The following is a 19,987-nucleotide window of genomic DNA, read 5'->3' as shown; positions in this document are numbered from 1 at the left end:
GTTTCCTTGTGCACGTCCAGACCGACGTATTTTACTGTCTCCGTCATGACTCGCCTCCAGTGCTGACAAATCCATCGTCAGCATCTCAGATTTGAGCCCTCGAGGCTCCGGCAGTCATGGGGTCTAAATCTGGTGCGATGCGATGGGCATACAGCCTAAGTACAGGATGGCGGCATATGATGCCGACGGAGATCAGATGGATGAGCAAGGCGAGCATTGCCCAGAATCGCTTCGGCCTCGGTGCGCGGCCTGACCATGATCCGCCAATCGACCCGGCTGCCTGGTTGAAGACACAGATGCGGACCTATCGTCCCCAGCCCGAACCGATCCGTGCAGTCATGGATCGCGACGGGATTGTGGATGCCTATGTCGCGCTGCAGACCGCACAGCGCAACGCGCGCATGGCGCCATCGATGGAGTCGGCCGAAGCGATGCAGCGCTTGTCCCCGGAGGCAGGCGCCAACGCCGTAAGGGCTGCGAATGTCGCGATACGGCAGCAATATGAGGCGCAGGTCGCAGCCCGCATATCCGTTGCGGTGGCGAGCGACGCGCCCTTTATCGAACGACTGGTCCATTTCTGGGCCAATCATTTCGCCGTCTCCGTGGACAAGCAGACGGTGCTTGGCTGGGCCGGCATGCTGGAATTCGAAGCGGTGCGCCCGCATGTCCTGGGTCGCTTCGAGGATATGGTGATCGCCGTCGAACAGCACCCCGCGATGCTGCGCTTCCTCGATCAGACGCAATCGACCGGACCGGACAGCCGCCGAGCGAAACGCGCCGCGGCCAGCGGACAGCAACGCGGCCTGAACGAGAATTTGGCCCGCGAGATAATGGAACTGCACACATTGGGTGTTCGCACCGGCTACAGCCAGGCGGATGTGACGGAATTTGCCCGTGCGCTGACCGGATGGACATTGGTGGCAGCGGATTCACAGGCGGCCAACGTCGCACCGGGCGCCTTTCGCTTCCTCGAAGCCCAGCATGAACCGGGCGAACGCACCATCATGGGCAAAGTCTATACCGCAGGCGGGATCGAGCAGGGCAAGGCGATATTGATCGACCTGGCCCGTCATCCCGACACGGCCCATCACATCGCAACCAAGCTGGCGCGCCATTTCGCCGGCGACAATCCCCCCGCTTCGCTGGTCACGCGGCTTGAAACGGTCTGGCATGATAGTGATGGCGACCTGTCGCAGGTCTATGCAGCGTTAATCGACGCGCCGGAAGGCTGGACCGAAGATCCGGTCAAGTTCCGGACACCATGGGAATGGCTGATCGCGATTTTCCGCGCCCAGGGCGAAGCCGCCGTCGGCAAGGGCGATGCCGCGCAGGTGGCCCGGCGACTGTCGGTCATGTTCGACCAGCTGGGCCAACCGATATGGCGTCCAGGCTCGCCCGCCGGCTATGACGATATCTCTGCCAGCTGGGCCGGTGCCGATGCGCTGATGCGCCGGGTCGAAATGGCACAACGGCTCGCCAGCCGGGCCTCATCCGAAAATGACCCGCGACTGCTGGCCAAGCATCTGTTTGGGCCGACCCTGAGCGCCAACACGCTGCAGAGCATCCTGCGTGCGGCGGAACCACGGCAAAGCATGGCCTTGCTGATGGTCGCTCCGGAAATGATGAGGAGATAGGCCATGTTCGATCGTCGCCGATTCCTGACCGGTGCGGCCGGCATTGCCGCCATGGCCATACCGAAGATCAGCTTTGCCGCCCCCGCACCGACCAATCGCCGCTTCATCTTCCTGATTCAGCGCGGCGCGGCCGATGGTTTGCACATATTGGCCCCGACCGGTGATCCGGCCTTCGCTGCTGTTCGAAGCTCCTTCATGGCGTCGCTGGAGGGTGGTGCACCATTGGGCGGCAGCTTCTTCACGCTGCACCCCGCACTCCAGCGTGTCGGCGCCCTATATGCCGCGAAGCAGGCCCGATTCTTCCACGCCACGGCATCAGCCTATCGCGACCGATCTCATTTTGACGGCCAGAATATACTGGAAACCGGGGCAACACGGCCCTTTGCCGAAAAAAGCGGCTGGATGAACCGGCTGGTCGGCCAGTTGCCCGACAGCGAGGCCAGGGGCATGGCGCTGGCGTCGGCACTGCCGATGGCGATGCGAGGGCCGGCGCAAATTGCAACCTATGCGCCGTCGGACCAGAATGCGCCGTCGGACGACCTGATGATGCGGATATCAAGCCTCTATGCGCAGGATCCGCAACTCGCGACGCTATGGAAAAGTGCGCTGGAGACAGAGGAACTGACCGACGGCATCCGCCAGAACAAGCGCGATGCGACCGCCCTTGGCACCTTGGCCGCGCAATTGCTGCTACCTGACGATGGTGCGCGGGTAATGATGATCGAAAGCAATGGATGGGATATGCACGGCGCCCAGGTCGGCCGCATGAACCGCCAACTCAAGACACTCGACCTGATGATCGGCGCGCTAGTGAACGGACTGGGACCGATCTGGGCCGATACGATGCTGCTGGTCGCCACCGAATTCGGTCGCACGGTCGCGGTCAATGGCACCCAAGGCACCGATCATGGCACGGGCGGATTGACGATGCTGCTGGGAGGGCAATTGGCAGGTGGCGGCCGGATCGACGCGGATTGGCCCGGCCTGAACATGGCCGCGCTGCTGGACGGACGCGACCTGCGCCCGACCATGGCGACCGAGGCGATCATCGCCGGTGCCTTGGCCACCCATTTCGGTCTTGATCCCGGTTGGCTGCTGCCCCGCCTCTATCCGGATCAGAAGAGCATCAAGCCACTGATCGTCTGAGCCCCCTCGACTTGAGGTATGGAGCGCGGCATGACGACGCCATGACCGCTACCCCCGCCTGGCCGCCCCAGAGCGCTCCGCGCCTGCATGTCGAAACACTGCTGGGTGAGGGTGTCGCCGTGCCGATCGACGGCAATGGCGCCCATTATCTGATCAGCGTGATGCGGGTGAAGCCGGACGATATCGTGCTGCTGTTCGACGGCAAGTCGGGCGAATGGGCGGCGCGGGCGCGGGATATCCGCAAGCGCGACCTGGTGCTGGAGTGCGTGAGCCAGACCAAGCCGCCGGAGGTGGTGCCCGATTTCTGGCTGTGCTGCGCCCCGATCAAGAAGGGGCGGATCGACCTGATCGCGGAAAAGGCGTGCGAGCTGGGCGTCGCGCGATTGCAGCCGGTGCTGACCCGGCGGGCGGTGGTCGACAAGCTCAATCTCGACCGGCTGCACGCCCATCTGGTCGAGGCGGCCGAACAATGCGGGCGCACCGCGCTGCCGGAGCTGACCGAAATGGTGAAGCTCGACGCGCTGCTGAAGGGCTGGTCGGCGGAGCGGCATCTGTTCTTCGCCGACGAGACCGGTGGGGCATCGCTGGACGAAACCTTGCGCGCCCATCCCGGCCCGGCGGCCTTGCTGGTCGGGCCGGAGGGCGGATTCGACCCCGCCGAGCGCGAGGCGATCCGGGCGACGCCGGGTGCGGTGCCGGTGTCGCTGGGCCCGCGAATCCTGCGCGCGGAGACGGCCGCGATCGCCGCGACGGCGGCCTGGATGACGGTGAATGGCGACTGGGGCTAATGGTTTTCTTCCGCAACCAATTGAAGCGGACATAGGCCTGCCTTATCTGTCGCATTCGCGCCTCGATTTGACGCGCAAAGGGGAAAGATTAAGGGCGGGGCATGAGCACCAGAACAGACTCGGGCGGACATGATCCCGTCATCGAAAGCCGCGACCAGCTGATCGCGGCCTTTGCCAAGGGCGCCAAGCCCAAGGATCGCTGGCGGATCGGCACCGAACACGAGAAATTCGTCTATTCGACGAAGGACCATCACGCCCCGGCCTATGAGGAAAAGGGCGGCATCCACACGTTGCTGATCGGCCTGACCCGCTATGGCTGGAGCCCGGTGTTCGAGGGCGAGAATATCATCGCTTTGTCCGGCGCCGACGGCACGATCAGCCTGGAGCCGGCAGGCCAGCTGGAACTGAGCGGTGCGCCGCTCGACAACCTGCACCAGACCTGCGCCGAGACCGGCCGCCATCTGGAACAGGTGAAATATGTCGGCGACATGCTGGGGCTGGGCTTCCTGGGCCTTGGCATGTGGCCCGACAAGACCCGCGCCGAGCTGCCGATCATGCCCAAGGGCCGATACGACATCATGCTGCGGCACATGCCGCGCGTGGGATCGATGGGCCTGGACATGATGCTGCGCACCTGCACCATCCAGACCAACCTCGACTATGGCAGCGAGGCGGACATGGTGCAGAAGTTCCGTGTCTCGCTGGCGCTGCAGCCGCTCGGCACCGCGCTGTTCGCCAATTCGCCCTTCACCGAGGGCAAGCCCAACGGCTTCCTCTCCTATCGCAGCCATATCTGGTCGGACACCGACCCGCAGCGCACCGGCATGCTGCCCTTCGTGTTCGAGGATGGCTTTGGTTACGAGCGCTATGCCGACTATGCGCTCGATGTGCCGATGTATTTCGTCTATCGCGACGGTAAATATATCGACGCGGCGGGGCTTTCGTTCCGCGACTTCCTCGACGGCAAGCTGTCGGTGCTGCCGGGCGAGAAGCCGACCGAGAAGGATTGGGAGGATCATCTCTCCACCGCCTTCCCCGAAGTGCGCCTCAAGAGCTTCCTGGAAATGCGCGGGTCCGATGGCGGGCCGTGGAATCGCATCTGCGCGCTGCCGGCTTTGTGGGTCGGCCTGCTCTATGATCAGGGTGCGCTCGACGCCGCCTGGGATCTGGTCAAGGACTGGAGCATGGAGGAGCGGCAGGTGTTGCGCGATTCCGTGCCGAAGCTGGGCCTCGACGCGCCGGTGTCGGGCGGGCGCACGCTGCGCGACATCGCGCCGCAGGTGCTGGATATTGCCCGCTCAGGGTTGGCCGCGCGCCAGCGGTTCAACGCCGCAGGCGACAATGAGACCGGCTATCTGTCGGCGCTCGACGAAGTGATCGCCACCGGCAAGACCCCGGCCGAACGGCTGCTCGACCGCTATCATGGCGAATGGGGCGGCGATGTCAGCCGCGTCTATGCCGAGGAAAGCTTCTGATCTTATACAGCCCGCCGGTCATTCGGCGGGCTGGGTTTCCCGTGGCGCGTCCGGCTTGCGGCCGATGACCCAGGCGAAGAAGCGCGGCACCGGCGCATTGCGCGCCATCCAGTCGCTATAGGTCTGATAGGCGGGATCGGCGGACAGATGCTGCTCCTCCGTCTTGGCCCGCCAATAATAGACAGCGTTGGTGACACCCAGCAGCGCGCAATTGCGCACCATGTCGGTCAGGCTGCCCGTGGTGGTGAGGAAGGGCAGCGACGAGAACCACCAGAAGAGATTCTTGGTCAGATAGGCCGGGTGGCGGGTCCAGCGATAAGGCCCATGGGTCAATATGCCGCGATGGGTGAGGTTGGAGAAACGGATGCCGAAGGCGACCGTCGCCCAGGCATAGATGGCGGTCAGCAGCACCAGCAAAGCGCCCAGTCCCCATTGCAGCGCCGGCATGCCCTGCGTCCAGACATCCCATTCGGCGCCGCCGCCATGATAGTCGAACGGGCCGCCCGCCCCCATCATGACGAAGGGCGGATAGCAGAGTAAAGCCGCGAGCCAGCCGCCCAGATAGGGATTGGCGGTGCGGATATGGGAATCCAGCGGTTTCATCGTCAGCAGATAGCCGACCGTCGCCATGCAGACGTCGATCATGAACATGATGCCGATCAGGAAACCGGTCAGCGCGACCGGATTGTGCAGCAGGTCGTCGAGCCGCCAGTCGATGACACTGGCGAAATTGCCCGGCACGATGCTGATCATGAAGGCGGTGAAAAAGCCCTTCACCGCCCAGGCGCGGGCATGGTTGGCGACCTGCGCCATGTCCGCCTTGCCGGCCGCGCCGCCAATGACCCATTGGCCGAAGGCGAAACAGGCATCGCGCGGTTCGACCAGCCGGCGGTCGAGCCAGAGGACATAGGGGATGGACAGCAAGAGCAGCCAGGGCGCCGCCGCCATGAGCAGGTCCATGGCGAAGCGATAGCTGCCGGTCCAATACCAGCGGCCGATGCAATAGCAGACGGCAATGGCCAGCCATGTCGCCCACAGGCCCGCAATCTTCACCAGGCTGATGTCGAGCATGCTGCGGACCGAGCGGGCCGGCGCGTTCCAGTCGACGCCGGTGCTGGGGTTGCGATGCACCTTGTCCACCAGCAGCGACCAGAGCACCATCGGTATGCCGCACGCGACCACCGCGGCCAGACCCGCATTGGGACCGTTCATGCCATAATGGCGGGCGACCAGGGTCCACAGGCCAAGGCCAACCAGACCGGCAATGCCGACACCATGGCTGACGGCGGATTTGGGGCAGGGATCGGCGCTCTTGCTCATGGGACCGGGCTTATAGCCGATATTGGTAAGCAAGCCATGAAGCCCATCGCCTCAGCCGCCCAGTACGTTGATGGTGAAGGCGAGGATGCCGAGGTTGAAGACGAAGGCGGCGAGGCAATGGAGCGTCACCGTGCGGCGCATGCCGGTCGCGGTGATCGACACGTCGGAGGTCTGGAAGGTCATGCCCAGGGTGAAGCCGAAATAGAGGAAGTCCCAATAGACCGGCTCGTTCGTGTCCGGGAAATCCAGGCCGCCCGCATCCTTGCCCTTGTCATCGGCGAGGTAGAAGGCATGGGCATAGTGCATCGCATAGACGAGGTTGGAAAAGAGCCAGGCGATGACGAGCGTCGCCAGCAGCAATATGATGCTTTCCGCATCGGGATGGCCCGGCGCGCTGGCGGCGACACCGACCGCGACCAGGATGACAATGCACACCACCCCGGTCAGCAGCAGCATCAGTTGCCGGTTCGCGTCGTTGAGCACGGCCTTGCGCCGCATCTGGGCCGGATCGGAATCGATCAGCGGCACGGCGGCGAGGCAGAAGGCGATGGCGGCAAGGTCGAACCCGCCCATCACCGCCTCATGCCAGGGCAGCCACAGCATCAATGGCGCGATCGACAGCAGCAGCATGAGGAACATGCCATAGCGCCAGGGAAAGAGGGTGGATCGCTTCTGCGTCTTGGCCATGGCGCATCAAAGGCCCGAAAATGGCGCCGCGCAAGCGTTTAGAGCACGGTCGCCACCAAGCCGAGCGCGGCTGCCTCATTGGCTTCCAGATACCAGTTTTCCGGCGCGCGCTGCAGCACCTCCTCCATCGTCACCTGCGATCCCAGGATGAGATTGGCAAAGCCCTCATTCTGGATCGCGATCGACGCCTCGATCTCGTGGAGCGAGGCCTTCAACGTCGCGATGCAGGTGGAGAGCGGCCCTTCGAGATGGATATTCTTGGTGATGAGCCGCTCATGGATCATCAGCCGGGTGCCGCGCGTCAGATAGCGATTCTCGGTGGCGAAGAAGCTCATGAAGGTGGCGCCGGCGGAATAGACGGCGGTCTTGCCGAGGAAGACCAGCCGCCGTTCGGGATAGAGGTCCGAATGGAAGCGGATATCCTCCCCCATCATCCGCGCGATCTCCGGATCGCCACCCAGGGTGGAGATTTCCACCACCACCAGACCCTGCTGCGGCGCGGTGGACAGGCAATTCTTGAAATGCAGATACATGCCATGGTCGACCACGCCCGACAGCATGATCGCGGGAAATTCGAAATCCTTGGGGGTCAGCATCGGCGCGGTCATCAGCATCGTCTCTTGGTCCTCTGGCGGATGGCAATCGACCGGCATTACGCACGGGCCGCCATTTGGTGCCCGACCCGGAATGCGCTTTTGTCTGGCGCGGGGCGCAAGAGGCTGTAAAGAACAGATCATGACCATGGGGCAATGGCGATGATCGCGAAACTCAAAGGACGGCTGGACAGCACGGGCATCGACCATGCCATCATCGATGTCGGCGGGGTCGGCTATCTGGTCGGCGCGTCATCGCGGACGCTGGCGGCGCTCGGTCCGGTGGGCGAGGCGGTGACCATCCACACCGAAATGCTGGTGGCCGAGGATTCGATCCGGCTGGTCGGCTTTGCCCGTGCCGAGGAGCGCGACTGGTATCGGCTGCTGACCCATGTGCAGGGCGTGGGATCGCGCGTGGCGCTGGCGATATTGTCGGCGCTGGAGCCGCTGGAGCTGCATCGTGCGATCATGATGGGCGACAAGGCGATGATCGCGCGCGCCAATGGCGTCGGCCCCAAGCTGGCCCAGCGCATCGTCAACGAGCTGAAGGACAAGATCGGCACCGCACCGACCGGAGCGCCGGGCATGCCGGGCGTGGTTGCGCTACCGACCGGCAGCTTTGCCGCCGACGCGCTGTCGGCCCTGCAGAATCTGGGTTTCAAGCCGGCCGAGGCAAGCGGCGCGGTGGCGGCCGCCGAAGAGGAACTGGGCGAGGGCGCCAGCCTTGACGCGCTGGTCCGCCTGGCGCTGCGGAAGGCGGCGAAGTGAGCGAAGAGGATCGCCTCATCACCCCGGCCCGCCGGGCCGAGGATGTCGATGCGGCGCTGCGGCCCAAGTCGCTCGACGAATTTGTCGGGCAGCAGGCGGCGCGCGAGAATCTGCGTATCTTCATCCAGGCGGCGCGCACCCGTGGCGAGGCGCTGGACCATGTGCTGTTCTTCGGCCCGCCGGGGCTTGGCAAGACGACGCTGGCGCAGATCGTCGCCAAGGAAATGGGCGTGGGTTTCCGCGCCACGTCCGGCCCGGTGATCGCCAAGTCCGGTGATCTGGCCGCACTGCTCACCAATCTGGACGAAGGCGATGTCCTGTTCGTCGACGAGATTCACCGGCTCAATCCGGCGGTCGAGGAAGTGCTCTATCCCGCGATGGAGGACCGGGCGCTCGACCTGATGATCGGCGAAGGGCCATCGGCGCGATCAGTGCGGATCGACCTGCCGCGCTTCACCCTGGTCGGCGCGACCACGCGCCAGGGTCTGCTGACGACGCCGCTGCGCGATCGGTTCGGCATTCCGGTGCGGCTGCAATTCTATACCGTTGACGAGCTGGAACTGGTGGTCCGGCGCGCGGCGCGACTGCTGGACCTGGCGATCACGTCGGACGGCGCGATCGAGATTGCACGCCGATCGCGCGGGACGCCGCGCATCGCCGGGCGGCTGCTGCGCCGGGTGCGCGACTTTGCAAATGTCGCCGGCGCCCCGACCGTCGATGCCAAGGTGGCGGACGCGGCGCTGCAACGGCTGGAGGTCGATCATCTGGGCCTCGACCTGATGGACCGGCGCTATCTGCACATGATCGCCGATATCTATCGTGGCGGGCCTGTGGGGGTCGAGACGCTGGCGGCGGGACTTTCCGAAGCGCGCGACACGATCGAGGAAGTGGTCGAGCCCTATCTGATCCAATTGGGACTGATCGCCCGCACCGCGCGGGGTCGCTGCCTCAACGGGCCGGGCTGGAAGCATCTGGGCCTCAATCCCCCGGCCGGGTCGCAGGACGGGCTGTTCGACTGATCCCATTGGCGCTTGCGCCATTCGGCCAGCCTTTCTAGAGCGCGCGCTTTCCCGATTCGACGCAGCGATATGCGCCGAAACCGGTTATTCTGCATGGCCGTTACGGCAAGGCCGGGCTATAGCCAGCTGGCGCTGCAGGCGCGCGGCAGACGCGCCGATGTAAGAGGAGTTGAGCCTGTGAGGGCGATCGAACGTTTCCCCAATCTGGTCACCATGTTCTTTGCCCGCGCCAAGGAAAAGGGCGACGCGCCCTTCCTGTGGCGCAAGACGCAGGGCACATGGCAGTCGCTGAGCTGGGCCGAAGTCGCGCGCCAGGTGGCAGCGATGGCGGCCGGGCTGAAGGCGGAAGGGCTGAAGCCCGGCGACCCGGTAATGCTGGTCAGCGAAAATCGCCCGGAATTCTGCATCGCCGATCTGGCGATCATGGCGGCCGGCTGCATCACGGTGCCGACCTACACCACCAATACGACGCGCGACCATCAGCATATCCTGACCGACAGCGGCGCACGCGCGGTGATCGTGTCGACCGCCAAGCTGGCGACGACGCTGATGCCGGCGGTGCTGCGATCGCAGGTCAGCCTGGTGATTCCGATGGAGCCGATCCGCGGTGCGCAGGGCAATTATACCTGCCGCCTGTGGTCCGACCTGATCGCCGCCCATCCGGCTGATGTCGATGCCTGTGCGCTGGCCCAGACCGCCGCGCGCAGCGACCAGGCGTGCATCATCTATACCAGCGGCACCGGCGGCGCCCCACGCGGCGTGATGCAGCATCATGGCGCGATCCTGGCCAATGTCGAAGGCGCGGGACAGGTGGTGCTGGAGGATTTCGGCTGGGGCGACGAGGTTTTCCTGTCCTTCCTGCCTCTGAGCCATGCCTATGAGCATAGCGGCGGCCAGTTCCTGCCGATGCTGCTGGGCGGACAGATCTATTATGCCGAAGGGCTGGAGAAGCTGGCCAGCAATATCGAGGAAGCCCGGCCGACCATCATGGTCGTGGTGCCGCGCCTGTTCGAGGTGCTGCGCACCCGCATCATCAAGTCGATCGAGAAGCAGGGCAAATTCCCCACCTATCTGCTCAACCAGGCGCTACGCATCGCCGCCAAGGAACAGCAGGGCAAGTCGTCGATCGTCGACCTGCCGATGAAGGCGCTGCTGTCGCGCACCCTGATCCCCAAGATTCGGGCGCGGTTCGGCGGGCGGATGAAGGCGCTGGTGTCGGGCGGGGCGCCGCTGAACCCGGATGTCGGCCTGTTCTTCGAGGCGATGGGGCTGATGCTGCTGCAGGGCTATGGCCAGACCGAGGCCGGGCCGGTGATCAGTTGCAACCGCCCCGCCGCCGGCATCGCGATGGACACGGTCGGCCCGCCGCTGGACGGCGTCGAGGTGAAGATCGCCGAGGATGGCGAGATTTTGGTGCGCGGCGAATTGGTGATGCACGGCTATTGGCGCAACCCGGTCGAGACCGAGAAGGTGTTGAAGGATGGCTGGCTGCATACCGGCGACATTGGCGAGATCGACGATCGCGGCCGCATCCGTATCACCGACCGCAAGAAGGATCTGATCGTCAACGACAAGGGCGACAATGTGTCGCCGCAGAAGGTCGAGGGCATGCTGACGCTGCAGCCGGAGATCGGCCAGGCGATGGTCTATGGCGATCGTCGCCCGCATCTGGTCGGCCTGCTAGTGCCGGATTCGGAATGGACGATGGAATGGGCGGCCGCCAATGGCCGGCCGATCAAGGGCATCACCGATGATCCGACCTATCTAGCGGCGCTGCGCGCGGCGGTCGATCGGGTCAATGACGATCTGTCGGTGATCGAGCGGGTGCGCCGCTTCATCCTGGCGGATGAGCCGTTCGCGATCGAGAATGAGGAACTGACGCCGTCGATGAAGATCCGGCGCCATGTCATCCGCAAACGCTATCAGGACCGGCTGGACGCACTCTACAAGGGGTAAGCGCGTCCAATCGGGCTTACGGGGCCGGCGGACGATAGGGAATGAAATCGCCCAGCGCGCAATTGCCGGTCGGAATGCCGATCGTCAGGTCCGCGCTGCTCGTGATGTCGCCCCGGCAATATTGTGAACCGAAGGTGCGCACGATCATCGTGTCGCCCCGCGCCAGGCCATTGCAGCTGCCGATCAGTTCATTCTTGTAGATGAGCTTCTTGCTGACCCGATAGAGCAGCGTATTGCCGCTGATGACGGTGAAATTGCTCTGCGGCTCTCGGTTGACGCAGGTCACCTTGTCGCCCGGCACCAGTCCGGCGAGCGCCTTGTCCATCTTGGCCGCCTGCTTCTCGGTCAGCGGCGTGGGCTCATAAGTGCCGCTGCAGGCCGCCAGCGCCAGCGGGGCCAGACATATCCATGCGCGCATCGCCTCTCTCCATCCATGTCCTTGCAAACAGGACGCCATGATAACGCGGAATCCGTCGAGGACCGGGCCTAAAATGCGTCCTTGCCGGCGCGCCGCTCCGCCAGTTGGGCGACGTCCCGCGCGCGCATGAAGATGTTGGTGTCGCGTTCCAGCGCGATCGTCGTGGGCACCGTCGGCTCGCCATGCGCACGGGCAACAACGACGTCCGCCATGCGCGCCTGAAGCACGGCATTGTCCGGCTCCACCGTCAGCGCGAAGCGGCCGTTGCTCTCCGTATATTCATGGGCGCAATAGACGATGGTGTCGCCCGGCAGCGCCTTGAACCGCTGCATATTGGCGAACATCTGCGCCGCCGTCCCTTCGAACAGCCGGCCGCAGCCCATGGCAAAGAGGGTGTCGCCGACGAAGAGGATCGCGTCATCGGCCAGATGATAGGCGATATGGCCGGCGGTATGGGCGGGAACGGCCATCACCATGGCGACATGATCGCCGATGCGGACGATGTCCCCCTCCCCCACCTGCCGGTCGAGCGTGTCGATCTTGGCGGCTTCGGCGGCCGGGCCGGTGACGAGGCAGCCAGTCGCAGCCTTGATACCGGCATTGCCGCCGACATGATCGGGGTGCCAATGGGTGTTCCAGATCTGGTCGATGGTCCAGCCGCGTTCCGCAGCCGCCGCCAGCACGGGTTCGGCGACCGACGGGTCGACCGCGACCGTCTGGCCGCTGGCATCATCATGCAGCAGCCAGACATAATTGTCCGAGAGGACGGGGACGCGGACGACCTGCAGCATCGGCTTACCAGGCCCCGATATTGGGCATCGACACCCAGGGTTCGGCCGGGTCGAGCCGGCCGTCCTGCAACAGTTCGACCGAGATATTGTCGGGGGTGCGGATGAAGGCCATGTGGCCATCGCGCGGCGGGCGGTTGATGGTGATGCCGGCGTCCATCAGCCGCTGGCAGGTCTCGTAGATATTATCGACCTGATAGGCGAGATGGCCGAAATTGCGGCCGCCATCATAGACTTCCGCCGGGCTGCCATCCTGCGGCGGCCAGTTGTAGGTGAGTTCCACCTGCGCGTCCTCGTCACCCGGCGCGGCCAGATAGACGAGGGTGAAGCGGCCCGCCTCGCTGTCGAAGCGCTTGACCTCGCTGAGGCCGAGCAGCTCGAAAAAGCCGATGGTCTTGTCGAGATCCGTGACGCGGATCATCGTGTGCAGATATTTGAGCAAGGCTTTCTCCGTTCGTCGCCATAAAGCAACGGTTCATCGGTAGATTGGCAGATAGCTCCCTAGATAGGACCGGGACCGGCCCGGCGGAAGAGGAAAGCGATCATGGCTCTGGAAATGCGGGACAAGGTGCTTCTGGGTTCGGCGGCGGTACTGGCGATCGGCGTGATCGCGGGCGGCTATCTTCTGGGTGACGGCCTCAAGCGCGCGAGGGCGGCGGACCGGTCGGTCACGGTGCGGGGCCTGGCCGAAAAGGACGTGACCGCCGACCTTGCCACCTGGTCGATCAGCTATTCGGCGACCGGCACCGACCTGCCGACGGTGCGCGCAGAGATCGACGCCAATACCCAGGAACTCAAGGCCTATTTCGCCAGCCTGGGGTTCAAGCCCGATGCCCTGACTCCGGTCGGCGCGGGCGTGAACCAATATCTCAACAATGGCATCAACAATATCACCATCACCCAGCGGATGCTGCTGCGTACCACCGACATCGCACGCGCCCAGCGCGCCGTCGCCCAGCAGTTCGACCTGGTTCGGCGCGGCGTGACGCTGCAGGAAGGATCGGGGATGCGCTACAGCTTCACCAGGCTCAATGACCTCAAACCCCCGATGGTAGCGGCGGCGACACGCGATGCGCGCGCGGCGGCCGAACAGTTCGCCAAGGATTCAGGGTCCGGCGTCGGCGGCATCAAGAGCGCGACCCAGGGCTATTTCTCGATCGACCCGCGCGACGGCGAGGGCGGCGACGGATCGAGCGACACGCCCTACAAGAAAGTGCGCGTCGTCACGACCGTGGATTTCTACCTGAAATAGCGGCTCAGTTCGCCGGGGGTGACGCCGGCGCCGGCAGTCGGCCGAGATTGTCGGCCGCTGCCTTGCCGGCCGGCGCATCCCGCGCCAGCTTCACCGCCCGCTGCCAGGCCGAGCGGGCGATATCCGCATGATCGGTCAGGACGGCGATATTGCCCTCCTCCAGCGCGACCGAGGCATCGTCGGGCGACAATTGCACGGCGCGGGCGATATGCGCCTGGGCCAGTGACAGTTCGCCGGTGCGGCGCGCCAGCGTAGCCGACAGCAGCCAGGCAAGCGGATCCTTGGGCGCCTGTGTCAGCGCGGTGTCGAGCGAACCGCGCGCGCCATCGACATCGCCCAGCGCCACCAGCGCGCGGGCGCGATCGAGATGCAGTTCGCCCTTTTCCATGCCATCGGGCAGGCCGCGCGCCAGCGCCGCGTCGAAATCCTCCCGCGCCTTCTTCGCGTCGCCGCTGGCAAGGGCGGCATTGCCGGCTTGCCCCCAGAGGCGCGCGCTCTGCACGATCTCGCCGCCGCGCTCGGCTTCCTCGGCCGCCTGTTCAAAGGCGACGATCGCCGGCCCCCAGCGCTCCGCCCGCGACAGGGCAAAGCCCATGCAGTGGCGGGCGTAGAAGCTGCCGCCGTCGATCCGCCAATTCTGGGCGAAGGTGATTGCCTTGTCCGGCGATTCCAGCGCCTGGTCGAGGCAGGCCTGGAACGGTCCGGCAAATTTGGCCGGGACCGGGATGCGCCCGTCAGCGTCCGGCGCCGATCGCGCGGCAGCGGCCTGCTGTACCGACGCTGCGGAGGCGGCCGCCGCGGCGGCATCCTCCTTCTTCTTGCGGCTGTTGCGCATCACCGCCTCGATCTCGGGATCATAGGCCTGCATGAACATCAGGAGAGGGAGGATGACGGGCATCAGCGATTGTCCAGAAGAGCGGCGACGGTGCGGATCAGCAGGGCGATGTCGCCGTCGCGGGAAAGGCGATGGTCGCCATCCTTAATGAGCAGCGTCTGCACATCGGATGAACGCAGCCGATCGGCCGTGCGCAACGCGATCTCCCAGGGGACATCCGTATCGCATTGCCCCTGGAGCAGCCGGACCGGGCAGTCGATCGCGATTGCATCGTCCAGCAGGCGATGCGCCTGACCGGACTGCCAGAAGCCCAGCGTCGTTACATAGGGATGGTCGTCATAGGGCGTGGGTTCCTCGATCCGCCCCTCGGTCGCCAGCAGCGCCTTGTCGGCATCGGTAAAGCCCCACTCCGTGAAGTCGGGCGCGGCGGCGATGCCGACCAGCCCCATGATGCGGTCCGGGCGGGCCAGCGCGATCAGCAGCGCCAGCCAGCCGCCCATCGACGATCCGACCAGCAGCAGCGGCCCCTGCGTCAGCCCATCGATCAGGGCCAGCGCATCATCACGCCAGCTGGCGAGCGTGCCGTCCTCGAACCGGCCCTCGCTGGCGCCGCAACCGGCATAGTCGAGCCGCAGCATCGCCCTGCCCTGTTTGCCAGCCCAGGCGTCGAGCGCGAGTGCCTTGCTCCCTTCCATGTCGGACATGTAGCCCGGCAGGAAGATGATGGTCGGCCCCTCCCCCGGACGATGGCGATAGGCGAGGCGCAGCCCGTCGGCACGCGCGAGAAATGGGGGGGAAGATTCGGGCGCGTTCAAGTTTCAAAGGCTCCATCGCTGTGGACCGGGGCACGGCATGGCCCCGGATTGCCATGTTTTGACGGCAAAATAGCCCTTTCCCGTGAAAGTTCAAAAAAAACGCATTGCCGCATTGACAGGTCTGGAGGCCGCCGTTAGAGGCGCACTCCTACCCCGTGCCCAGATGGCGGAATTGGTAGACGCACCAGCTTCAGGTGCTGGCGATCGCAAGGTCGTGGAGGTTCGAGTCCTCTTCTGGGCACCACTGACGCCTCTGGATTCGTCCAGAGGCGTCCGGTAAGCGGCTGGTTTTACAGCATTTTCCGACAGAGAATCGCCAGACACCGTCCGGCGAAATCCGGCTAGGGCCACCAGCAGCAGCCACAAATGTTGCTCTTTTTGGTGCTCTCGGATTGACCCGGCTTTGCTGGGAAATCGACCATGCTGACCTACATCCAGATCAATGCCGCCAAGCCGAGAGAGAAGGCCTGGAGCCTGAGCGACTCGCAAGGTCTCCTTCTCGTTATTCAACCTAACGGCTCGAAGCTCTGGCGCTTCAAATATCGTTTTCTCGACAAGCAGAAGACTCTCCATCTCGGCGGCTGGCCGCAGGTGAGCCTTGCCGATGCCCGGGTGCGGCGTGACGAGGCGAAGAGGAAGATCGCGGAAGGCCTCGATCCTGCGCTGGAGAAAAAGCGCGCAAGGATCGCCGCCAAATATGCAGCAGCCAACACCTTCGAGGACGTGGCGAAGGAGTGGCTCGTCAAATGCGAGCGCGACGGCCTCGCCCCGGTGACAGTAGACAAAATCCGCTGGCTGCTCGCCAAGGCCTATCCGATCATAGGCAGCATCCCGATTGCGCAGATCACTCCACACGAGGCGCTTGCGGTGCTGCGCAAAGTAGAGGCGACCGGTGCCTTTGAAAGCGCACGGCGGATGCGAAGCGTCCTTAGCCGTGTTTTCCGCTATGGCGTCGCGACGGTGCGATGCGACAAGGACGTTGCGGCCGATTTGCGTGGTGCAATCGCCTCGCCAAAGGTCAAGCACTTCGCCGCCATCACCAAGCCGTCGGAAGTCGGTGCGCTGCTGCGGGCCATCGATAGATACAGCGGTCACAAGGTAACGGTGATGGCGATGCGGCTGTCGCCGCACGTTCTGCTCCGCCCGGGCGAACTAAGACAGGCGGAGTGGGCCGACATCGACTTCGAGGAGGCCATCTGGTTTATTCCGGCGGAACGCATGAAAATGAGAAGGCCGCACCGGGTGCCGCTGTCGCGGCAGGTGATCGACATGCTCCGGGAACTTCACGAGCACACGCACTGGTGGAAATATCTATTCCCATGCCTCGGTAAGCCGCGGAAGCCGATGTCGGAGAACGCCGTCAATCAAGGCCTGCGCAAGCTCGGCTACACGAGCGACCAGATGACGGCGCACGGCTTCCGTGCGATGGCCGCCACCCTTCTCAACGAGAGGGGAGAATGGAATCCCGATGCGATTGAGCGGCAACTCGCGCATGTCGATACCAACCAGGTTCGACGGGCTTACGCCAGAGGCGAGTATTGGGACGAGCGCGTACAGATGATGCAGAGTTGGTCAGATTATCTCGACGAGTTGCGAGATGGCGGCAAGATTCTCCGCCCCAGCTTTCCAGCGGCGCGGCGCGTGGTTTGAACTCGGTGCGACACGCTGGTGATCCTCGGATCGCCAGCGTGCTCCAAAAGCGCGAATTCATGCCAAGGAACTTGTAATGCCCAAGGACGTCAAGCCAACTCCGCTTGCCGTGCCTGTCGCCCGGGTCGCGACCGGGGCTCCGGCATCCAGCGCCTCGATCACCGAGCCCAGCGCTCCCTTGGGCTGGAAGGGCGAATCCCCCTAGAGATTGACGACGAAGTTCGGCTGGACGATCTGCGCACGGGCAGCGCGCGCACGGCACGAGCCGGTGGCGATCGCGCTGTCGGTCATCACCGGGTCTCAGCCGGCGGCCTGCGCATGGGCTGCGATCCCGTCCTCATCGGTGGCGACGACCAGAGCGACGCCGGCTCGCGCGCCGATCGCCGCGCGCGCCATGGCGATCGTGCGATGCAGCAGACTGCGCCCCGCAATGAGGCGCAGCGGCTTGCGCGGCAGGCGGGACAAACCCGCCCGCGCCGGAATGACCACCACTATGGTCAGGCGACCCCGGCGTGCAGCAGGTCATGCATGTGGAGCGCCCCGACCAGGTCGCCATCCTCGCACACGAACAACAGGGTGATGTTGCGGTCATGCATAATGCGCAGCGCTTCCGACGCCAGTTCATTCGGACCGATCGTCTGGGGCTTCACGGTCATGACACGGCCGACCGCGTCGGTCAGATTCTGCTTGCCGGTCACGGCCCTGCGCAGATCGCCATCGGTGAAGGCACCAATCAGTTGACCGCTCTGGTTGACGACGGCCGTGCCGCCCAACCGCGCACGCGTCATCTCGATCGTGGCGTCGAGCAGCGAGGAATCTTCGCACACCTGCGGCACATCGTTGCCCGCCAACATCAGTTCGCGCACCTTTACGAGCTGCGCGCCAAGCCGGCCATTGGGGTGGAACTTATAGAAATCATCAGCCGAAAAGCCGCGCATTTCCATCAACGATATCGCCAGCGCATCGCCAAAGGCCATCTGCAAGGTGGTCGATGTGGTGGGCGCCAGCATGTTGGGGCAGGCTTCACGCACCGCCGGCATCAGCATGCAGACATCAGCGGCCTCGGCCACGGTGCTCCGCGCCTGCGCCGTCATCGCCAGCAGAGGGATGCCGAAGCGCTTGCAATAATGGATGATCGGTCCAAGTTCGGTCGATTCACCTGAGTGTGACAGCATCAGCACCACATCGTCGGGGGTCACCATGCCCAAATCGCCATGGCCGGCATCAGCCGGATGCAGGAACAGCGCCGGCGTGCCGGTGGAGGTCAGCGTCGCCGTCATCTTGCGCGCGACGATGCCGCTCTTGCCGATGCCGGTGACGATTACGCGTCCACGGACATTGATGATGGTTCCAACGAGCCGCACAAAGGCCGCGGAAAATTCCCGGTCGGAAAATTTGGCTTCGAGTGTATTGAGCCCCCTGGCTGCCAGGGCGAGACTGCTGCACGCTGTCTCCACAATATGCGCACCCGAGCGGAACGGCACGATCTTCGAAATTGTCGACACGCTTCTTATCCTTCTTTCCGCGTATCGCCGCCGATATGTCCGACTGATGCCCGCGGTGTCGATGCGCCTTGACCAGCGCAACGTCCATCCCTTGTTCCGCGACCCCAAGCCGATTTCTCAATCAGCACCCGGCAACTGTCTACGCCATTCCAGGCACTTATGACAATGCGTTTCGCAAGTGCAAAAAAGGCCCGCAGCATTGCGGAAAAAGCTAATTTAAAGAAATTTTAGATGAAACGAACTAAATTACAGATGAGCAGAGGAACTTTTCCTCCTGTCGGCTTAGTGGTTGAAAGAACCCTGCACCCTGGTTGCACCAGTAACCAAGCCGGTCAGCTGATTGGTTTGGTAGAAATCGCGTTCCGAGCCCTCATCGCGCTGCATGCGGCATAGATCATCGCCTTTCCGGCGATGTCGTGCTCCGTTCGGAACTTGCTGAAAATGTCGAGAAGTGCGTAATACTGCCACGGCTGAGAGAAGCGCACACTGCTAGCGCGCATGGTGTTCAACATCCTTGTCGGGAACACCGACGATCACGCCCACGATCACGCCGCGCTATGGGCCGGCAAGGCGCTGGCGCCGACCCCGCCTATGATATCTGTCCGCAAGCTCGCAACGGTCGCGAGGTGAACCAGGCGATGGCGGTGATCGGACCGGATCGGCGCAGCCTGCTCGAGAATTGACGCCTGTCCGCGCCCTCCTTCCTGTTGAGCGACGCGGACGCGCGAGAGATCATTAATATTCAGGCCGAGATGATCTTTGTCGCGTGCCCGGAGATTTGCGACGATGCTGGATTGGCCAAGGTCGATCGCGCCTTCCTGTGGCGGCAACAGCTTCTCCACGACTATGCGTTTGAAGATTACGTTGACAGATCGCCAGCCGGGCTCTGACCTCTCAGATCGGATCATCCGCGACTGAAGCGTAATTGCCAGTCAGCAACTTCAAGCTACTATACTGGACAAGGGTCGCTCTTCCCACCTTTACCGTGTCGAGATCGCCCGACTGGATCAGTTCATAGATGCGAGAGCGGCTCAGACCCGTGATACGCACCGCTGTAGAGATACGCACGGTCAGTGGCTCGATCCTCTTTTCCCAGGCACGCTCGATCATTTCTGCCCCCGTTGTGCGATATCGCGCGCGCGAGTGAAGCTGCGGTCGCTCTCGAGGAACGCGGCTAGCATGGCCGGAATCAGATCGGCAACCGGCTCCTCGACGCCATAGGCAGAGGCGTACAACTTTGCGTAGGATTGCAGCGATGCCTGCAGGTCTGGCGTGATGGTTATGGCGAGCTTGACCGGGGTGCGGTCGGGCAGCTTGCCCAATTTGAGATCGGCCATG

21 protein-coding genes, 1 tRNA gene and 1 pseudogene are annotated in these 19,987 nt (G+C 64.1%); 10 read left to right on the top strand and 13 right to left on the bottom strand.

Features of this window, described 5'->3' with window-relative positions:
• The first annotated feature begins 200 nt into the window (after positions 1–200).
• The 4 genes from CG471_RS13070 (at position 201) to CG471_RS13055 (ending at position 5,043) form a co-directional block, all read left to right on the top strand.
• Positions 201–1,634, top strand: coding sequence for a DUF1800 family protein (locus CG471_RS13070; protein ID WP_099232133.1), 1,434 nt, complete (start codon positions 201–203; stop codon positions 1,632–1,634).
• 3 nt (positions 1,635–1,637) lie between these two features.
• Positions 1,638–2,780: a DUF1501 domain-containing protein gene (locus CG471_RS13065; protein WP_099232130.1), complete on the top strand. Its 1,143-nt coding sequence runs from the start codon at positions 1,638–1,640 to the stop codon at positions 2,778–2,780.
• Between the two features lie 41 nt (positions 2,781–2,821).
• The gene (locus CG471_RS13060; RefSeq protein ID WP_099232129.1) at positions 2,822–3,568 is read left to right on the top strand and encodes a 16S rRNA (uracil(1498)-N(3))-methyltransferase; all 747 of its coding nucleotides are present in this window, start codon (positions 2,822–2,824) and stop codon (positions 3,566–3,568) included.
• A gap of 101 nt (positions 3,569–3,669) precedes the next feature.
• Positions 3,670–5,043: a glutamate--cysteine ligase gene (locus tag CG471_RS13055; RefSeq protein ID WP_004209288.1), complete on the top strand. Its 1,374-nt coding sequence runs from the start codon at positions 3,670–3,672 to the stop codon at positions 5,041–5,043.
• An 18-nt stretch (positions 5,044–5,061) separates the two neighbouring features.
• Here the strand turns inward: CG471_RS13055 and CG471_RS13050 are convergent, their stop codons facing one another.
• From CG471_RS13050 to CG471_RS13040, 3 genes are read right to left on the bottom strand one after another with little or no spacing between them, the layout of a single operon-like run.
• Positions 5,062–6,363, bottom strand: coding sequence for an isoprenylcysteine carboxylmethyltransferase family protein (locus CG471_RS13050; RefSeq protein WP_099232132.1), 1,302 nt, complete (start codon positions 6,361–6,363; stop codon positions 5,062–5,064).
• Between the two features lie 51 nt (positions 6,364–6,414).
• A complete protein-coding gene (locus tag CG471_RS13045; protein WP_099232128.1) occupies positions 6,415–7,050 on the bottom strand; it encodes a DUF1345 domain-containing protein in 636 nt (211 codons plus the stop codon).
• Between the two features lie 38 nt (positions 7,051–7,088).
• On the bottom strand, positions 7,089–7,664 hold the full coding sequence (locus CG471_RS13040; protein WP_004209285.1) for a hypothetical protein: 576 nt from the start codon (positions 7,662–7,664) through the stop codon (positions 7,089–7,091).
• 141 nt (positions 7,665–7,805) lie between these two features.
• Between CG471_RS13040 and ruvA the strand changes: the two genes are divergently transcribed.
• The 3 genes from ruvA to CG471_RS13025 all read left to right on the top strand — a co-directional run bounded on the left by ruvA (position 7,806) and on the right by CG471_RS13025 (position 11,386).
• Positions 7,806–8,411 carry a Holliday junction branch migration protein RuvA gene (gene ruvA / locus CG471_RS13035; RefSeq protein WP_099232131.1) on the top strand — a complete coding sequence of 202 codons (606 nt, stop codon included), beginning with the start codon at positions 7,806–7,808 and terminating at the stop codon, positions 8,409–8,411.
• Positions 8,408–9,430 (top strand): Holliday junction branch migration DNA helicase RuvB, encoded by a 1,023-nt coding sequence (ruvB, locus tag CG471_RS13030; RefSeq protein WP_004209282.1) that lies wholly within the window; start codon positions 8,408–8,410, stop codon positions 9,428–9,430. Before ruvA ends, ruvB begins: the two co-directional genes overlap by 4 nt.
• A gap of 177 nt (positions 9,431–9,607) precedes the next feature.
• Positions 9,608–11,386: a long-chain fatty acid--CoA ligase gene (locus tag CG471_RS13025; protein ID WP_099232127.1), complete on the top strand. Its 1,779-nt coding sequence runs from the start codon at positions 9,608–9,610 to the stop codon at positions 11,384–11,386.
• A 16-nt stretch (positions 11,387–11,402) separates the two neighbouring features.
• On the opposite strand, the gene CG471_RS13020 is transcribed toward CG471_RS13025, so the two are convergent.
• The 3 genes from CG471_RS13020 to CG471_RS13010 all read right to left on the bottom strand — a co-directional run bounded on the left by CG471_RS13020 (position 11,403) and on the right by CG471_RS13010 (position 13,034).
• On the bottom strand, positions 11,403–11,804 hold the full coding sequence (locus CG471_RS13020; protein ID WP_099232126.1) for a hypothetical protein: 402 nt from the start codon (positions 11,802–11,804) through the stop codon (positions 11,403–11,405).
• Positions 11,805–11,872: 68 nt separating this feature from the next.
• Positions 11,873–12,595 (bottom strand): hydroxyacylglutathione hydrolase, encoded by a 723-nt coding sequence (gloB, locus tag CG471_RS13015; protein WP_099232125.1) that lies wholly within the window; start codon positions 12,593–12,595, stop codon positions 11,873–11,875.
• A 4-nt stretch (positions 12,596–12,599) separates the two neighbouring features.
• Positions 12,600–13,034, bottom strand: a complete 435-nt coding sequence (locus CG471_RS13010) for a VOC family protein (RefSeq protein WP_037513232.1) — start codon at positions 13,032–13,034, stop codon at positions 12,600–12,602.
• 102 nt (positions 13,035–13,136) lie between these two features.
• Here CG471_RS13010 and CG471_RS13005 point away from each other — a divergent pair, with 102 nt between their 5' ends.
• The gene (locus CG471_RS13005; protein WP_037519308.1) at positions 13,137–13,844 is read left to right on the top strand and encodes an SIMPL domain-containing protein; all 708 of its coding nucleotides are present in this window, start codon (positions 13,137–13,139) and stop codon (positions 13,842–13,844) included.
• Between the two features lie 4 nt (positions 13,845–13,848).
• On the opposite strand, the gene CG471_RS13000 is transcribed toward CG471_RS13005, so the two are convergent.
• On the bottom strand, positions 13,849–14,742 hold the full coding sequence (locus tag CG471_RS13000; RefSeq protein ID WP_099232124.1) for a tetratricopeptide repeat protein: 894 nt from the start codon (positions 14,740–14,742) through the stop codon (positions 13,849–13,851).
• Positions 14,742–15,494 (bottom strand): alpha/beta fold hydrolase, encoded by a 753-nt coding sequence (locus tag CG471_RS12995; RefSeq protein ID WP_099232123.1) that lies wholly within the window; start codon positions 15,492–15,494, stop codon positions 14,742–14,744. Before CG471_RS12995 ends, CG471_RS13000 begins: the two co-directional genes overlap by 1 nt.
• Positions 15,495–15,651: 157 nt before the next feature.
• On the opposite strand from CG471_RS12995, the gene CG471_RS12990 reads away from it, so the two are divergent.
• Positions 15,652–15,738 (top strand) — tRNA-Leu (locus tag CG471_RS12990).
• A gap of 176 nt (positions 15,739–15,914) precedes the next feature.
• On the top strand, positions 15,915–17,144 hold the full coding sequence (locus tag CG471_RS12985) for an integrase arm-type DNA-binding domain-containing protein (RefSeq protein ID WP_099232122.1): 1,230 nt from the start codon (positions 15,915–15,917) through the stop codon (positions 17,142–17,144).
• A gap of 123 nt (positions 17,145–17,267) precedes the next feature.
• Here the strand turns inward: CG471_RS12985 and CG471_RS12980 are convergent.
• From CG471_RS12980 to CG471_RS12960, 5 genes and pseudogenes are all read right to left on the bottom strand, one after another.
• Positions 17,268–17,633: pseudogene (locus CG471_RS12980) on the bottom strand (cytidylyltransferase domain-containing protein); the annotation flags it as partial.
• An 8-nt stretch (positions 17,634–17,641) separates the two neighbouring features.
• Complete coding sequence (locus CG471_RS12975) at positions 17,642–18,649, bottom strand: SIS domain-containing protein (RefSeq protein ID WP_099232121.1); 1,008 nt, start codon at positions 18,647–18,649, stop codon at positions 17,642–17,644.
• Positions 18,650–19,194: 545 nt separating this feature from the next.
• Positions 19,195–19,491, bottom strand: coding sequence for a hypothetical protein (locus CG471_RS31270; RefSeq protein ID WP_257211523.1), 297 nt, complete (start codon positions 19,489–19,491; stop codon positions 19,195–19,197).
• A gap of 52 nt (positions 19,492–19,543) precedes the next feature.
• Positions 19,544–19,759 (bottom strand): DNA-binding protein, encoded by a 216-nt coding sequence (locus CG471_RS12965; RefSeq protein WP_099232119.1) that lies wholly within the window; start codon positions 19,757–19,759, stop codon positions 19,544–19,546.
• Positions 19,756–19,986: a DUF2274 domain-containing protein gene (locus tag CG471_RS12960; protein ID WP_099232118.1), complete on the bottom strand. Its 231-nt coding sequence runs from the start codon at positions 19,984–19,986 to the stop codon at positions 19,756–19,758. The genes CG471_RS12965 and CG471_RS12960 overlap by 4 nt, the downstream gene beginning before the upstream one ends.
• Position 19,987 lies beyond the last annotated feature (1 nt).

The sequence above is a fragment of the Sphingobium sp. IP1 genome (assembly GCF_002708645.1).
GTDB classification, from domain to species: domain Bacteria; phylum Pseudomonadota; class Alphaproteobacteria; order Sphingomonadales; family Sphingomonadaceae; genus Sphingobium; species Sphingobium yanoikuyae.
Note: the sequence above shows the minus strand (reverse complement) of the source record. Positions and strands in the feature narration are given on the sequence as shown.

Bases quoted from the DNA above. Each gene is read 5' to 3' on its own strand.
- CG471_RS13005 (WP_037519308.1), top strand. From the start codon at position 13,137: ATGGCTCTGGAAATGCGGGACAAGGTGCTTCTGGGTTCGGCGGCGGTA.
- CG471_RS12985 (WP_099232122.1), top strand. From the start codon at position 15,915: ATGCTGACCTACATCCAGATCAATGCCGCCAAGCCGAGAGAGAAGGCC.
- CG471_RS13040 (WP_004209285.1), bottom strand. From the start codon at position 7,664: ATGCTGATGACCGCGCCGATGCTGACCCCCAAGGATTTCGAATTTCCC.
- CG471_RS13045 (WP_099232128.1), bottom strand. From the start codon at position 7,050: ATGGCCAAGACGCAGAAGCGATCCACCCTCTTTCCCTGGCGCTATGGC.
- ruvA (WP_099232131.1), top strand. From the start codon at position 7,806: ATGATCGCGAAACTCAAAGGACGGCTGGACAGCACGGGCATCGACCAT.
- CG471_RS13070 (WP_099232133.1), top strand. From the start codon at position 201: ATGAGCAAGGCGAGCATTGCCCAGAATCGCTTCGGCCTCGGTGCGCGG.
- CG471_RS13000 (WP_099232124.1), bottom strand. From the start codon at position 14,742: ATGCCCGTCATCCTCCCTCTCCTGATGTTCATGCAGGCCTATGATCCC.
- CG471_RS12965 (WP_099232119.1), bottom strand. From the start codon at position 19,759: ATGATCGAGCGTGCCTGGGAAAAGAGGATCGAGCCACTGACCGTGCGT.
- CG471_RS13060 (WP_099232129.1), top strand. From the start codon at position 2,822: ATGACCGCTACCCCCGCCTGGCCGCCCCAGAGCGCTCCGCGCCTGCAT.
- CG471_RS13055 (WP_004209288.1), top strand. From the start codon at position 3,670: ATGAGCACCAGAACAGACTCGGGCGGACATGATCCCGTCATCGAAAGC.
- CG471_RS13065 (WP_099232130.1), top strand. From the start codon at position 1,638: ATGTTCGATCGTCGCCGATTCCTGACCGGTGCGGCCGGCATTGCCGCC.
- CG471_RS13050 (WP_099232132.1), bottom strand. From the start codon at position 6,363: ATGAGCAAGAGCGCCGATCCCTGCCCCAAATCCGCCGTCAGCCATGGT.
- CG471_RS12960 (WP_099232118.1), bottom strand. From the start codon at position 19,986: ATGGCCGATCTCAAATTGGGCAAGCTGCCCGACCGCACCCCGGTCAAG.
- gloB (WP_099232125.1), bottom strand. From the start codon at position 12,595: ATGCTGCAGGTCGTCCGCGTCCCCGTCCTCTCGGACAATTATGTCTGG.
- CG471_RS13020 (WP_099232126.1), bottom strand. From the start codon at position 11,804: ATGCGCGCATGGATATGTCTGGCCCCGCTGGCGCTGGCGGCCTGCAGC.